We start from the raw sequence: 14497 nt of genomic DNA on the forward strand, positions 1-14497 counted from the left end.
GCGTGCACGTCCGCGACGGGCTGGGAAGCATCTAATACGCCGATTGGCGTTTGCCGGAGGCTGATCCCTGCGAACCTGGCATATGTCGTTCGCTATAGGCCGATTTCGACAGCGGCTCGAAAGCGAGCCGGCCGTTCTCAATGCGCTCGATGCGATAGTGCAAAAGCCGCAGGATGCGGCTTTGGAAATTGGCGCTTTCGACGCGATCGAAGCGCATCTGGTCCTGGTCGTGTTTGGCAAGCATGGCCGCAGTGATTTTTGCGGCCTTGGCCTTTGCCAGTTCGCAGGTCTTTTCCGGGTAGCTCGCCTTCAAGGCGTCTTCTAGTTCGCGGCCGTGGTTCTTGGCAATCTCGACGTGGCGTTCCTCATGGCGCTTGATGTCGGCGGACAACGTATCCCAGAACAGCCTGACGCCGGCATCGGCCTTGCGCGGGCGGCGCCACTCAGGAAGGATGACCTTGACCTTGACGGTGACGACAGCGTCGGCAATCCAGCACGAGCCCGGCTTTTGCGCATAGCTGACGCGGGTGGTGAACGCCATCTGGGTAGCTCCCGGATGCCGCGACCCGGTGCTTTTCACCTGAGGCCCGAGTTTCGACAGCTGCGTCTCGATGTCGTCGAGCGTCCTGCCGCCGATCGGGAAATAACTATATGTCTTGACGAGCGTTGCAGCGCCGGCCGGGAATGCGGTCAGAGCGAGCATCAGGGCGCAAAGGAGGGATCGTTTCATCGTGTTGCCTCTTTCCCCACCTTGCTTTACCGCCGTCCTCGGCGCAACGGAATTGATCCCCCGCCACGCCGCGGGATCGAACATGGTTGATGGGCAATGATGACAGGGCGATGGCAGTTGGCGCACGGACGCCATCTCGACCTTGGCGGCAAGGCCGTGGTCGTCGGCATCCTCAACATCACGCCGGACAGTTTTTCCGACGGCGGCCTGTTCGATGCGCCGGAAAAAGCAGTGGCCCAGGCGCGCCGCATGGTCGAGGAGGGGGCCGCCGTCATCGACATCGGCGGAGAATCGACACGTCCCGGGGCGTCTGCGGTCTCCGCAAAGGAAGAGCAGGCTCGCATATTGCCGGTCATCGAGGCGCTCGCGACGTCTGGCGGAACGCTGATCTCGGTCGATACCTATCGCGAGGATACGGCCCGGCTTGCCGTCCAAGCCGGCGCGCATATCGTCAATGACGTCTGGGGCCTGCAGCGCGAACCGGGCATTGCCCGCGTCGCGGCCGAAACCGGCGCTGGCCTTGTCGTCATGCACACGGGACGGGACCGGCAGAAACTGCCCGACGTGATTGCCGATCAGCTCTTCTTCCTCAGGAAGTCGCTGGAAATCGCGCGGCGGAGCGGTGTTGCCGACGATCATATCGTGCTCGATCCGGGCTTCGGCTTCGCCAAGGAGACGGCAGCGGAAAATCTTGACCTGATGGCACGGTTTTCCGAACTTCATGCGCTGGGTTTTCCACTGATGGCCGGCACATCGCGAAAGCGCTTTATCGGCACCGTCACCGGCCGCGACGCAGCCGCAAGAGGCGCCGGGACCGCGGCCACCAGCGTCATCCTGAGGCTCAAAGGCGCGCATCTCTTTCGCGTCCACGATGTCGCAATCAACGTGGATGCGCTGGCCATCGCCGATGCTATGCTGGCACGTGAGATCGGGGAACGCTGAGCCATGTATGTCATCCGCATGAAGAACTGCGCCTTCTTTGCCCGGCACGGTGTGCTGGACGAAGAAGAGACGCTCGGCCAGCGCTTTTATGTCGATGCGGCACTCACGGTGGATCCCGGGCGGGCGCTGGTCGAGGATTCCATCGAGGACACCGTCAATTACGGCATCGCCTTTGCGGTCATCGAGAAGATCATTACCGGCGAACGGCGCTTTCTGATCGAAGCGCTGGCGCTCGAAGTGGCGAGGGCGCTAACGGCGCGGTTTCCGCAGATCAAAAAGGCCGAGATCACCGTGCGCAAGCCGAACGCCCCGGTGCCGGGTGTGCTCGATCATGTCGAGGTGACCGTTGTCTGGCCAGAATAGTAACAACAACAACACCGTCTATCTCAGCCTTGGCGGCAATCTCGGTGATCCGGCGAAGTCGATGGCTGCGGCACTGGGCATTCTGGATGCCAACGAGAGAACGCGCGTCGTTGCCGTTTCGTCGCTCTACCGCACGCCGCCCTGGGGCAAGCTCGATCAGCCGGATTTCCTCAACGCGGCGGCCGAAATCTCGACCGCGCTCGCGCCACGGGCTTTGCTCGACCTTTGCCTCGACGCCGAGCGAAAACTGAAGCGGGTGCGCGAGGAGCGCTGGGGTCCACGCCTGATCGATATCGACATTCTGGTGTTCGGCGACCGCATCATCCACGAGACCGGACTGGAGGTGCCGCATCCGCGCATGCTGGAGCGCGCCTTCGTGCTGGCGCCGCTGGCAGAAATTGCGCCGGAGCTTGTGGTTGACGGCAAGAGCGTATCGGAGCGGCTGGCCGCCGTCGACACATCGGGCATTGAACGGCTGCCGTCAGGCCGGGATTGGTGGAAAACCTGACGCTGCCGCCATCGGTGCCTGAAATCAGCCGGAGAACCCACCTCCGTCGAGGAACATTTGTTCGTCCGGTGTCGTCTCGCGGCCAAGCATCCTGTTTCGATGCGGAAAGCGGCCGAAGCGCTGGATGATGTCGCGATGCTCGATCGCATATTTCAGATAGATTGGGGCTTTGGCGGCGGTAAGCTCTGCCGATTTGAGCTGATCGGCGAGGTCCTCCGAATGCTCATAGGGCAGATAGAGAAAAACGCGGAGCTCTTCGTCGAGTGCCAGGTCATGGCCGGCAGCGATCGCTTTCCCGGCGAAATGCCGCGCCAGCGGGTCCGTGGCGTACATGTGACCGGTGGCGCGAAAGCAGTTTCGCGGAAACTGGTCGAGCAGGATCATCAGTGCCAGCGACCCTTCGGCGTGTTCGGACCAGCCGTCGCATTCGCGGCGGGCGGCGGCAAAGTGCAGATCGAGAAACCGGGTGCGGAAGTCGGCATCAAAGGCGTCGTTGTTCTCGAACCACGCGTCCTCCCCGGCGTCGCGCCAGAATCTGGTGATGGAGACAGCGCGCTCGTCCAGTTCGTTTATCATTCGCGTCTTTCCAACGTTTAATCGGCCGGTTCGGATTTCTGCAGTACGCCGGCGGTCTCCTCGTTGAGCGCCTGGCCCACGCGCCGTGGCGTGCTGAGCGGCGTCGGGATGGGGGTGCCGATATTGCCTTTGAGGAAGCGTCGCCCGGCGCGGATGCCTTCTGCCTGTTGAAGTTCGAAACGGGCAGCATCGCGGCGGCGGACGTCCTCGACTACCTCGGCGACCTCTTCCGGATCGACGCCGAGAGCTTCCAGTGTCGAGCCGCCGAAGACAAGCGCCGATTCGAACGTCTCGCGGAGCTGATAGTCGACGCCGGCACGAATGAGCTGCAACGCCGTGCCGCGGTCGAAAGCCCGCGCCAGCACCGTCAGCAACGGAAACTCCGCCTTGATGAGCTCGGCGATGCGCACGGCGGCATCGGGCTTGTCAACGCAGATCAGCACGGCGCGTGCGCGCCCGGCGCCCGCGGCACGCAGGATGTCCAGCCGCGTGCCGTCGCCGTAATAGACCTTGAAGCCGAAATCGGCCGCCGCCTGGATCATCTCGACCTCATTGTCGATGATCGACACATCAATCCCGCGCAACAAAAGCGGCTGACTGGCGATCTGGCCGAACCGGCCAAAGCCGATGATCAGCACGCTGCCGGTCAGGCCGTTGGCGACATCGACGCCTTCAAGCGACTGCTCGTCGCGCGGCGTCAGATACCGCAGGGCTATGATTGCCAACGGCGTCAGCACCATGGAAATGATGACGATAGCGGTCAGCATCGCATTGGCCTGGCTATCGATGATCCCGACTGCCGCTGCTGCGGAATAGAGGACGAAGGCGAATTCGCCGCCTTGCGCCATGAAGACCGCGCGCTCGAGCGCTTCCCGGTGGCCGGTTTTGAGAATGCGGGCGACGATATAGATGCCGATCGCCTTCATCATCATGTAGGCGACGACATAGATGGCAATGAGCTGCCAGTTGACGACGACCACATGCAGGTCGAGCGACATGCCGACGGCGAGGAAGAACAGTCCGAGCAGAATGCCGCGGAACGGTTCGATGTCGGCCTCCAGCTGATGGCGGAAGGTCGATTCGGACAAAAGCACGCCGGCCAGGAAGGCGCCCATCGCCATCGACAGGCCGGAAAGCTGCATGGCGAGCGCCGATCCGAGAACGACCAGAAGGGCGGCTGCGGTCATCACCTCGCGGGCGCGCGCATCCGCCAGGATACGGAAGAACGGATTGAGCAGATAGCGTCCTGCAAGCACCAGCCCGACGATCGCGGCAAGGCCGATGCCGACCTCCGTCAACCGATCCGACAGGCTCATATCGGCGCCGCCCGGCGCGAGGAAGGCGATCAGCGCCAGCAGCGGCACGATAGCCAGGTCTTCCAAAAGCAGGACCGAAACGATGCGCTGGCCCTTGGGCGTGGCCAGTTCGCCGCGTTCTTCCAGCAATTGCATGACGATGGCCGTCGAGGTGAGCACGAAACCGGCGCCGGCGACGAAGGATTGCGCGATAGGAAAACTTCCCGCCAGCCCGACGCCGGTCAGCAGGACCGCGCAGACGCCGACCTGCAGCGCGCCAAGCCCGAAAATTTCGCGGCGCATGCCCCATAGCCGTGACGGCTGCATCTCCAGCCCGATGATGAACAGAAACATGACGACGCCGAGTTCGGCGACATGAAGAATGGCTTCCGATTCGGAAAAGATGCGCAGCCCGAACGGACCGATCACGACGCCAGCCGTCAAATAGCCGAGGATGGAGCCAAGTCCGATGCGCCTGAAGATCGGCACCGCAACGACGCCGGCGGCGAGCAGCGCCACCACCTGGATCAGATCGCCGTTCGATGCCTCTGCCGCCATGCCTGCCGTTCCGCTCTCTTGCAACAAGCGGCCAAGATAGGGGCTTCGGGGCGGATCGAACAGTGCGAATCCGGCGCGTTGTGAAGGCGATATTGCAGGCGCACTGAACAGGATAATGGGCTCCCGCGCGTTGCTTGTTCCAGCAATCCGGCGCTAAGGACGCCCGGCTTCGGCCAGTGAAGGGCGAGCGACGATCAAGTCGCGGCCCTTTTTTGAGGAGATGACTGACATGAAGAAGTTCTTGCTGCTTGCCGTTGGCATCGTGGCACTTGCCGGTTCTGCCTGTTCGAAGGCGCCGGAGTGCACGACCGAGATGCTGACCAAGAAGGCCCAGGACATGACTGCGGCACTTCAGGCTGCGATTACCAAGGATCCGGCCAAGGCAGCCGACCTCGGGGCCAAGGTCCAGGCGGTCACAACCAAATATCAGGGCGGCACGACAGCGGCTGAGGCCTGCGAGGCCTATGACGAGGTGATTGCCGCGATCAAGGGCTGAGCACTTATTTGCAAATCAAAAGAGGGCGGCGCCGTTTGGCCGCCGCCCTCTCACGCTGAAAGTCAGTTCGGAGTTATGGAGCCGACCTCGACTGCATCCATCCGCTTCAGCTTCATGCCGATGACCGGGACCAGCTGCTGGTCGACGCGCACGGCAACGGTTACCGTCATCGAATTGTCGTCGGGGACAAGCGCCTGCATAACGCCGCGCAACTGATTGCGATTGATGGTGAAAACCACCTTGTGCGCATCGACGACATTGCCGCCGATAATGTCGAGGCCGGAGCCGGCGGCCCCGCCCATAAAGCTGCCCTTGTAGCCCTGCCGGCCCTTGTGTTCGATCTTTGCCGACATCTGCTGGGTGAACATGCCTACCCGGCAGCCGCCGTCGAGCGACATGCCGACCTTGCCGTCAGGCGTCGAGCCGATGAAGCTGCAGGTGAACTTCGTGCCCTTGTATTTGCCTGCAACGATTTCCCCGGGGCCGACCCATTTGCCTTCGACCGACCGAAAGAACTGCTTGTCCGGTTCCGCCGCCGAGGTCTTTCCGGCAATGCCGACGGTTGCGACAAGCGCGAGCGCCACGGGCAGCCCGCTGGACAGAATAACGCTTTTCATCGACGACACCCGGCAACAAAGAGACTGGTTTGGACGCTTCCGACCATGGACAAGATTGGTTAATGCTTTGTCACCCCAAGGCAATAGTCACGTTCCGGAAGCGGATGTTTCTTTTTCTTTCTTTGCTGCAAAGGAGGTCAGCGCGGAGAGGAAATCGCCCAATCCGGGCCGCCTGACCGCGTAAAAGGGCAGGGGCCTTGCGGTTTCCATCGCTGCAATGCCGATGCGCGCAGTCATCATGCCGTTGACGACGCCTTCGCCGAGCTTGGCCGAGAGCCGGGCGGCAAGGCCGTGGCCGACGATCTGCTGGACGAAACTGTCGCCGACGGCGATCGACCCGGTGACCGCGAGATGGGCCAGAACGCTGCGCGCCAGGCGAAAAAAGCCAAGCGTGCCGGGGCGGCCGCCATAAAGCTCCGACAGCCGGCGAATCAACCGGCCGGCTTCGAACACGACATAAGCGACGTCGACCAGCGCGCGGGGGCTGACCGCGGTCACCAGGGAGACGCGCTTCGCCGCTTCGAGGATCATCACCCTGGCGCGGGCATCGAGCGGGCCGAGTATCTCGGTCTCGGCCAGCCGCACCAGATTGCCGCCGTCAATGATCTCGCCGCGCAATTCGGCCAGCGAGCGCCTGCCGGCCGCGGTTTCAGGCTTGGCCGAGACAAAGACCGACAACTCGTCGACCACGGCGCGGGCGGCCTTCGGATCGTCACGGGCAATCGCATCGAGCGCCCGCTTCTGCAACTTTTCGACCTCGGCAAGGCGGGCAATCGCCATGAATTCGCGCACGAGGATGATCAGAAGCGCCAGGATGGCGATCGCGGCCATAGCGGCGGCCAGCCAGCCCAGCCACTCGGCGCGCTCGAACAGGTCGCGAATCAGCTGGTCGGTCCAGAGGCCGACGGCGAGCGAAACCAGAACGCCCAGCGCGCCGAAGAACAGGCTGCCAAGCGGCGAACGTTTTCGCGGCGCAATCGCCGGCGGCGGTTCGGCAGCGACGATATCAGGCTCGTCGAAGACGTCGATCTCCGCCGGTGTGACCACGGCAAGATCCGCCGTCACGGTACGCGGCTTTCGCGCCGGCGCGGCCTCGGACGCAGCATGGTGAGCCGTCGGATCTTCCTTCTGCTGGGGCTCCGGCTCTATGCGAAAGGCAGCCGGTCTGCGGGGCGCACTCATGCGAGATGATCTCCGATCAGGAACTGCAGCGCGCGGTCGAGCCTGATATGCGGCAGCGACAGCGTCACACCCTCGGCGGTGCGCTCGAGTTTCGGCGGGCGAAAGCGCACGAAGCGGATCGCGGGGTCGTCATTGTTCTGCCGGCGGGTCGATTCGGAAACGTCGAACACCGCATCAACTTTCTCCGGCAAGTCACCGGGAAATATGGCTGTTTCTGTCTTTCCGTCAAAGGTTTCGCCATCGATTTTTTCGCCGCGCAATGGCGTGCCGATAATGACCGGCAAAGTCTCGCGGCCCTGCTTGACCGTGCCTTCCCGGGTCGCGCGCATGGCAGCCAAAGCGACGACGTCGACGTCGGCGCCGGTGAAATTCGCCCGCGCCACGGCTCGGTCGGCTAGCCGCCGCACGATCGCCTGCAGCCGGTCGTGGCTTTCGTGGTGCAGATGGTCGGCCTTGGTCGCGGCCACCAATATACGGTCGATACGCCTCGAAAACAGGTCGGTCAGGAAGTTGCCCCGGCCGGGCCGGAAACAGGACAGGATTTCGGTGACCGCGCGCTCCAGATCGGCCATCGCACCGGGGCCGGCATTCAATGCCTGCAATGCGTCGATGAGCACGATCTGGCGGTCGAGACGCGTGATGTGTTCGCGAAAGAACGGTTTGACGACATGCGTCTTGTAAGCCTCGTAGCGCCGCTCCATCATAGCCTGCAGCGATCCCGAGCGGGCGCGCCGGCCGCCCAGATTCGGCAGCGGCGCGAAGGTGAGAGCGGGCGAGCCTTCAAGATCGCCGGGCATCAGGAAGCGGCCGGGCGGCAAGGTCGAAAGCGCCCGCTCGTCGAGTTTGCAGGCCTTGAGATAGGCGGCGAAGCTCTCAGCGAGACGGCGCGCCGTCATCTCGTCGGCCTCGGCGTTGGGGTCGACCGGCTTGGAGAGCGCCCGCCATTCCCGCGAAAGGTCGACACGCACCGGCAACACGGCCATCTCGAAGGCCTCACGCGAAAAATCGGCGTAGGACTTGCCGAGCAGCGGCAGGTCGAGCAGCCATTCGCCGGGATAATCGACGATGTCGACCGACAATTTGCCGGCGGAAAACATGCGGCTCCAGCCAGAGGCCGATTCGTATTCGATGGTGAGCCTCAGTTCGGAAATCGCACGCGTCGAATCCGGCCAGACGCGGTCGTCGACAAGAGCCGCGATGTGATCCTCGTACTGGAAGCGTGGTACGGCGTCGTCCGGCTGCTCTTCGAGAAAAGCGCGGGCGATGCGCCCCGATTTTTGTGCCTCAAACAGCGGCAAGCGTCCGCCATGGACCAGATTGTGCACAAGGGCCGAGATGAACACCGTCTTGCCGGCGCGGGACAGCCCGGTCACGCCAAGACGCAGCGACGGAGCGAAAAGCCCGGCAGCGCGGCCTGACAACGTATCCAAGGCAATCTTCGCCTCGTCGGTAAAAGTCGTCAGCGATGATGCCAAATCTGTTCTCGCGGGCCGGTCAGGATCCGATATAGGCTTTGATGCGCGGCTTTGAAATGGCCTCAGATATCGGCAGGCGTCAGGAAGGCTTCGAGATAGCCGGTGCCTGGCGCAGCCTCGGCAAGTCTGCCGTTGAACCGGACCACCGCAAGTGCGGAGGTCGGGAAGCCGTGGTTCAGCATGGCCCGCGCGGTCTCGTCGCCGTCGCCTGAGAGCGCCATGGCGAGATCCTCAATCATCGGATTGTGGCCGATGACGAGCAAGGCATCCAGCCCGCCATTCTGCCGGATGGCAGTGAGGTACGCGGCGGCATCGTCGCTGTAGAGGGTGTCACAGAACAGCACCCGGCCCGTGTCCGTCTGGCCGGCCAAGCTTTCCAGCGTCTGGCGGGCGCGCTTGGCGCTTGAGCAAAGGGTGAGGGCCGGTGCGTATTTGCGCGAACGCATCAGCACGCCCATCGCTTCGGCATCGGCGAAGCCGGATGGATCGAGCGGGCGGTCGAAGTCAGCCACGCCAGGCAGCGCCCAGCCGGCCTTCGCATGCCTCAGCAGGTAAAGTCTGGTTACCGGATCCCCGTTGTGCCGGGCACCGAACCCGTCAGCACGCCGCAGGATTTGCCATCAGAAGAGCTCCGTGCGCAATGGCAAGCACCCCTCAAGCATAGCGAATCATGTACGGATTCGGTCGTATTCTTCGCAAAAAGGGCATCGCCGATGCTGGTTTGTCCGAGACTAACAATTGCGTGAAACTGTTGTCGATTGACCTTGTGCAGCTTTCGGTCCGCGAATATATAGGCGCCAAATTTGGGGTTTGTTGGGTGAGTCGAATGAATGACATCGTTACCGCCGATTACGTGCCCTCCGAAGACGAGCCGTTCATGAACGAGCGGCAGAAATCCTACTTTCGCATGAAGCTCGTCACCTGGAAGAACGACATCTTGCGCGAAGCGCGCGAAACTCTCGAAATCCTGCAGCAGGAAAACGCCAACCACCCCGACCTCGCCGATCGCGCCTCCTCCGAAACCGACCGCGCCATCGAACTTCGCGCCCGCGATCGCCAGCGAAAACTCATCTCCAAGATCGATTCGGCCCTCCAGCGCCTTGACGAAGGCACTTACGGTTATTGCGAGGAGACGGGCGAGCCGATCGCGCTGAAGCGGCTCGACGCGCGCCCGATCGCCACCTTGTCGATCGAGGCACAGGAGCGCCATGAGCGGCGCGAGAAGGTCTACCGCGACGACTGAGTCGCCGGGAAAAACAGCGGCATCGGTAAAGCGTTCAAAATGGCCGGTTTTCCGGCCATTTTCATTGGCCGTTCGCTATCGACCTATCTTTTCTGATTGGACAACTCGCCGAGGAGCTTCGTCATCTCGTCGTCGAGAGAGGGCGATGCCTTCGCCACCGGCTTGCTCGGCGTTTGGCTGAAGCGTGGCTCGTCGAGGGAAACCTCCAGCTCCTTCATCAGCGCATCGTCAATCGACTCGTGCTGTGCCGGCGGCTCGTATCTTGCCGGGGAGTCCTGTCTTGCCGGCGGCTGCGCATGCCGCGAGGCATTGGCGTTGACGGATCCATAACTTGGCAACGGCGTGACGTTCGATGCCGTTTTCGGCGCCGGCGCCGGCGCCGGCATTGTTGCCGGCATCGTCGCCGTCTGGCGGGCTCGGACAGGGGTCGCGGTTACGCTTGCCGGCTGCGGTGGCGCTTGCCTCGCCGGCGCGGCTGTGATCGAAGCCGACCTTGCTGCCGGCTGGTGGCCGTTGTCTCCGGTCAATGCCGGGCGCCGCAGCGCCGAGAGCCTGATGTCGCGCTCGACGACGACGTCGGTCGGACCACCGATCAAGAGCAGGTGCTCGATATCGTCGCGGCGCACCAGCACCAGTCGCCGGTGACTGTCGACCGCTGTGGCATCCATGACAGCCAGCCGCGTCTTGCGGTTCCTGCCGCCGGCGACGAATGTCCCGAACGTCAGGCTGCGGACCAGCCTGATGATAAGAAGAATGATGAGCAGAAGGACAAGTACTGCAAACGTCCATAGGATTGCTGCGGCATAACCAGGACCCGCCACGCCATCCAGCCATTGCAGCATTGGTTCCCCCAAAATCAGCTTTCGAAGAGAGGCGACACTAGACTGTTGCGGCAGGCCACCGCAAGTTGCCTTTCACGCTTCGTGAACAGCTTGAAACGCCGGGAGCCGAACGGCGTCATTTTTAACGGACATCTGCAGCCGGGCCTTTTCCCAACCCTGAGAATATGATTCAACCGACACCGGAATTCACGAGCAGGGGGCACATGGCCAAGGAAGCGCGCGGCGATTTCTATCCGGTACCTATCGTCGACCAGAACACGCGGCCGGGAGCGGTTACCCGGCTCATCGTCTTCATCGTCGTCCTGACCGGGGCAGCGATCGTCTTCGGCCTTTTCCGCGAGCGCCTTGGCGATCCATTCCTGCTCGGCATGCTTGGCGTGCTGGCGATGATCGGCGTCGGCTTTCTATTCGCCACTGCGATCGGCTTCGTGCACATCACGCCGCGCTCGACAAGCGACGAACTGTCGAAAGCTTTCGTCGATTCGATGTCGCAAGGTCTCCTGGTCACCGACACCAAAGGCCGTATCATCTACGCCAACCGGACCTATGCCGATATGACGGGTGCCGAGTCGGCCGCCGACCTCAAGACCGTCGAAGGTTTGCTTTCAGACGTTCCCGAGGCCTCGGTGACCATATACCGGCTGGCGTCAGGCCTGCGTGACGGCCAGCCTGGCGACGGCGAGTTTCGACTCGCGCAGTCCATTCGGCCAGGCGCCGAACCGGGCGCTCGCTGGTACCGCGTTCGGGCCCGCGCCTTCAGCGTTCCCGGCCAACGGCTGCCCATGCTTGCCTGGCAGCTTGCCGACATCTCGCAAGAACGGGCCGAGCAGGAGCGGTTCTTTCTCGACCTGCAAAAGGCGATCGATCACCTCGACCATGCGCCGGCCGGTTTCTTTTCGGCCGACCAGGAAGGCCGCGTCACCTATATCAACGCGACCCTTGCGGAGTGGCTGGGCATCGACCTGGCCAGCTTCACTCCCGGCGCCATCACGCTGCCGGAGATCGTCGCCGGCGACGGCATGGCGCTGGTCCGTTCGGTCAAGGCCGACGCTGGTACCACGCGCAATGCCGTTATCGACCTCGATCTGACAACAATGACCGGCGAGGCGCTGCCGGTGCGCTTCATGCATCGTGTCTCGGCCAGCCGAGAGGGGCTCAACGGCCCGACTCGCACCATCGTGCTCAACCGGACGCAAGGCGAGGACGCTTCGGCCGACCTCCGCGCATCGGAAATACGCTTCACGCGGTTCTTCAACTCGACGCCGATGGCGATAGCCGGCGTCGACCATGCCGGCCGCATCCTGCGCACCAATGCGCCATTCCTGTCGCTGTTTTCCTCGGTCGTCGACCGCGACGCGGTCGATCGGCGTGTGCGGCTGGATACGGTGATCCACGAGCGCGACCGGCCGGCTTTCGCCGCGGCCTTTGAAAAGGCACGCCAGCAACAGGCTGACATCGAGCCGATCGATACGGTGCTGCCCGGCAATGAGGAGCGCCACATACGCTTCTACGTCAACGCGGTCGCAGACGGTACCGGTGGCGAGGGCGCCGAGGAATCGGCCATCGTCTATGCCGTGGAGACCACTGAGCAAAAGGCCCTCGAGGGCCAGATGGCGCAGAGCCAGAAGATGCAGGCGGTCGGCCAACTCGCCGGCGGCATCGCGCATGATTTCAACAATGTGCTGACCGCCATCATCATGGCCTCGGACCTGCTGTTGACCAACCACCGGCCGTCCGATCCGTCATTCCCGGACATCATGAACATCAAGCAGAATGCCAACCGGGCGGCCTCGCTGGTGCGGCAGTTGCTGGCCTTCTCGCGCAAGCAGACGCTGCGGCCGGAGGTGCTCAACCTGACCGACGTGCTCGCCGACCTCAGGATGCTGCTTGCCCGGCTGGTCGGCAACGACATCAAGCTCAAGATCGACCATGGCCGCGACCTGTGGCCGGTCAGGGTCGATATCGGGCAGTTCGAGCAAGTGGTGGTCAATCTGGCGGTCAATGCGCGCGATGCGATGCCGGCCGGCGGCGACCTCACCGTACGCACCCGCAACGTCAGCGCCGGAGAGTGCAAGACCTTTTCCTACCGCGAACTTACTCCGGCCGACTATGTGCTGGTCGAGGTCGAGGACAGCGGCAGCGGCATCGCACCTGATGTGCTGAAAAAGATCTTCGAGCCCTTCTTCACGACAAAGGAGGTTGGCAAGGGAACTGGCCTCGGCCTGTCCATGGTCTATGGCATCATCAAGCAGACTGGCGGCTTCATCTTCTGCGATTCCGAAGTCGGCAAGGGATCCGTGTTCCGCATCTTCCTGCCACGGCACATTGCGGAGGCAAGGAAGGCGGGCGAGGCTGGAGAAGTGCCGGCCGCCCCTGCCAAGATCGTCGACTCAGCCAAGGATCTGTCGGGCTCGGCCACGGTGCTGCTGGTCGAGGACGAGGACGCCGTGCGCATGGGCGGCATGCGGGCGCTGAAATCGCGCGGCTACACCGTCCACGAGGCGTCGTCGGGCGTCGAGGCGCTTGAAGTCTACGAAGCGCTCGGCGGCAAGGTCGACGTCGTGGTGTCGGACGTGGTGATGCCGGAAATGGATGGCCCGACGCTGCTTGGCGAATTGCGCAAACGGCAACCCGACATCAAGTTTATCTTCGTGTCCGGCTATGCCGAAGACGCGTTCGCCAAGAACTTGCCGGCCGACGCGCATTTCGGCTTCTTGCCGAAGCCGTTTTCGCTCAAGCAATTGGCCACGATCGTAAAGGACATGCTGGAATCCTGACCCTTCCAACGCTCCGCTTGCGCAATGTCGTGAGACTGCCATGATGGCAGGCGAAACGGGCGACGGGTTTTGGAAAGCATGCCGTGACGCCACACAACGAGGCTAGCAAAGGCGACTACGCAAGCACGGTGCTGCTGCCGGGCGACCCGCAGCGCGCTGAATGGATGGCGGAGACCTTTCTGGAAGCGCCGCGCTGCGTCAACCGCCGCCGCGGCGCGCTCGGCTTTACCGGGTTGTTTCGCGGCAAGCCTGTCAGCGTCCAGTCCACCGGCATCGGCGTCCCGTCATTCCTGGTCTACGTGCACGAGCTGCTGGATTTCTACGGCGCGAAGACGTTGATCCGCACCGGCACCTGCGGCGGCCTGACCGCTGAGGTGGTGCTGCGCAGCCTGGTGATCGCGCAATCGGTGCGTGGCGAAAATGCGGAGAGCGGCCAGGTCTTTGGGCTCTATCGTGCCGATGCCGGCCCCGATCCGGCATTATTGGTCCAGGCGTTGGCCCGGGCTGCGGAACTCGGCATCGACCATCGGGCCGGGCTGACCATCTGCAGCGATATTTTTTATCATCCGCTGGGGCGCGAACGCTTTGCCGAAGCACAGGCACAGGGGGCGCTCGCCGTGGATATGGAAACCAGCGCACTCTACCGCATTGCGGCCGATTTCGGCGCCCGGGCGCTGTCGATCCTGACCGTCGTCGACAATGTGGCAACCGGCGAGCAGACCGACTATTCCGAACGCCAGGGCCTTTTCACCGATATGACCCGGCTGGCGCTCGACATGGCGGCGGAGAGCTAGAGCCTTTCACGTTTTGATGGAAGCGTAGCCGGCGTTTGCGAAGTAGTTGTTGCATTCGGTTGCCTCGATCGTTTCAACGAGGTGGCCGATGTGGCGCCA

Annotated in this window: 15 protein-coding genes; 7 read left to right on the forward strand and 8 right to left on the reverse strand. The window is 63.0% G+C overall.

Annotated features, from left to right (window positions below; all coding sequences use genetic code 11):
• Positions 1–31: 31 nt before the first annotated feature.
• Positions 32–730: a DUF922 domain-containing Zn-dependent protease gene (locus tag NKI18_RS25510; protein ID WP_352619831.1), complete on the reverse strand. Its 699-nt coding sequence runs from the start codon at positions 728–730 to the stop codon at positions 32–34.
• A gap of 96 nt (positions 731–826) precedes the next feature.
• On the opposite strand from NKI18_RS25510, the gene folP reads away from it, so the two are divergent.
• The 3 genes from folP to folK are packed head-to-tail and all read left to right on the forward strand — an operon-like array spanning position 827 to position 2543.
• Positions 827–1672 (forward strand): dihydropteroate synthase, encoded by an 846-nt coding sequence (gene folP / locus NKI18_RS25515; RefSeq protein ID WP_353020876.1) that lies wholly within the window; start codon positions 827–829, stop codon positions 1670–1672.
• Positions 1673–1675: 3 nt separating this feature from the next.
• Positions 1676–2035 (forward strand): dihydroneopterin aldolase, encoded by a 360-nt coding sequence (gene folB, locus NKI18_RS25520; RefSeq protein ID WP_023674838.1) that lies wholly within the window; start codon positions 1676–1678, stop codon positions 2033–2035.
• Positions 2019–2543 carry a 2-amino-4-hydroxy-6-hydroxymethyldihydropteridine diphosphokinase gene (gene folK / locus NKI18_RS25525; RefSeq protein WP_352455684.1) on the forward strand — a complete coding sequence of 175 codons (525 nt, stop codon included), beginning with the start codon at positions 2019–2021 and terminating at the stop codon, positions 2541–2543. The genes folB and folK overlap by 17 nt, the downstream gene beginning before the upstream one ends.
• Before the next feature lie 24 nt (positions 2544–2567).
• Here folK and NKI18_RS25530 read toward each other — a convergent pair whose 3' ends face one another.
• Entirely contained in the window at positions 2568–3119 is a 552-nt protein-coding gene (locus NKI18_RS25530; RefSeq protein ID WP_352619829.1) for a DUF924 family protein, read from the reverse strand.
• Positions 3120–3136: 17 nt separating this feature from the next.
• Entirely contained in the window at positions 3137–4972 is a 1836-nt protein-coding gene (locus NKI18_RS25535) for a monovalent cation:proton antiporter-2 (CPA2) family protein (RefSeq protein WP_353020879.1), read from the reverse strand.
• Positions 4973–5201: 229 nt separating this feature from the next.
• Here NKI18_RS25535 and NKI18_RS25540 point away from each other — a divergent pair, with 229 nt between their 5' ends.
• Complete coding sequence (locus NKI18_RS25540) at positions 5202–5468, forward strand: hypothetical protein (RefSeq protein ID WP_352619827.1); 267 nt, start codon at positions 5202–5204, stop codon at positions 5466–5468.
• A gap of 62 nt (positions 5469–5530) precedes the next feature.
• On the opposite strand, the gene NKI18_RS25545 is transcribed toward NKI18_RS25540, so the two are convergent.
• The 4 genes from NKI18_RS25545 to NKI18_RS25560 form a co-directional block, all read right to left on the reverse strand.
• Positions 5531–6085 (reverse strand): hypothetical protein, encoded by a 555-nt coding sequence (locus NKI18_RS25545; RefSeq protein ID WP_352619826.1) that lies wholly within the window; start codon positions 6083–6085, stop codon positions 5531–5533.
• An 87-nt stretch (positions 6086–6172) separates the two neighbouring features.
• On the reverse strand, positions 6173–7267 hold the full coding sequence (locus tag NKI18_RS25550) for a YcjF family protein (protein WP_352619825.1): 1095 nt from the start codon (positions 7265–7267) through the stop codon (positions 6173–6175).
• A complete protein-coding gene (locus NKI18_RS25555) occupies positions 7264–8742 on the reverse strand; it encodes a YcjX family GTP-binding protein (RefSeq protein WP_352619824.1) in 1479 nt (492 codons plus the stop codon). Before NKI18_RS25555 ends, NKI18_RS25550 begins: the two co-directional genes overlap by 4 nt.
• Before the next feature lie 62 nt (positions 8743–8804).
• Positions 8805–9254 (reverse strand): SixA phosphatase family protein, encoded by a 450-nt coding sequence (locus NKI18_RS25560; protein WP_502900749.1) that lies wholly within the window; start codon positions 9252–9254, stop codon positions 8805–8807.
• Positions 9255–9568: 314 nt separating this feature from the next.
• Here NKI18_RS25560 and dksA point away from each other — a divergent pair, with 314 nt between their 5' ends.
• Positions 9569–9985: an RNA polymerase-binding protein DksA gene (gene dksA / locus NKI18_RS25565; RefSeq protein WP_023674847.1), complete on the forward strand. Its 417-nt coding sequence runs from the start codon at positions 9569–9571 to the stop codon at positions 9983–9985.
• Between the two features lie 83 nt (positions 9986–10068).
• Here dksA and NKI18_RS25570 read toward each other — a convergent pair whose 3' ends face one another.
• The gene (locus NKI18_RS25570) at positions 10069–10827 is read right to left on the reverse strand and encodes a hypothetical protein (RefSeq protein ID WP_353020884.1); all 759 of its coding nucleotides are present in this window, start codon (positions 10825–10827) and stop codon (positions 10069–10071) included.
• 203 nt (positions 10828–11030) lie between these two features.
• Between NKI18_RS25570 and cckA the strand changes: the two genes are divergently transcribed.
• Positions 11031–13604: a cell cycle histidine kinase CckA gene (cckA, locus tag NKI18_RS25575; protein WP_352619821.1), complete on the forward strand. Its 2574-nt coding sequence runs from the start codon at positions 11031–11033 to the stop codon at positions 13602–13604.
• 83 nt (positions 13605–13687) lie between these two features.
• Positions 13688–14398, forward strand: coding sequence for a purine-nucleoside phosphorylase (locus tag NKI18_RS25580; RefSeq protein WP_352619820.1), 711 nt, complete (start codon positions 13688–13690; stop codon positions 14396–14398).
• Positions 14399–14497 lie beyond the last annotated feature (99 nt).

Origin of the sequence: Mesorhizobium sp. M0800 (genome assembly GCF_040320095.1) — a bacterium.
Lineage (GTDB): Bacteria > Pseudomonadota > Alphaproteobacteria > Rhizobiales > Rhizobiaceae > Mesorhizobium.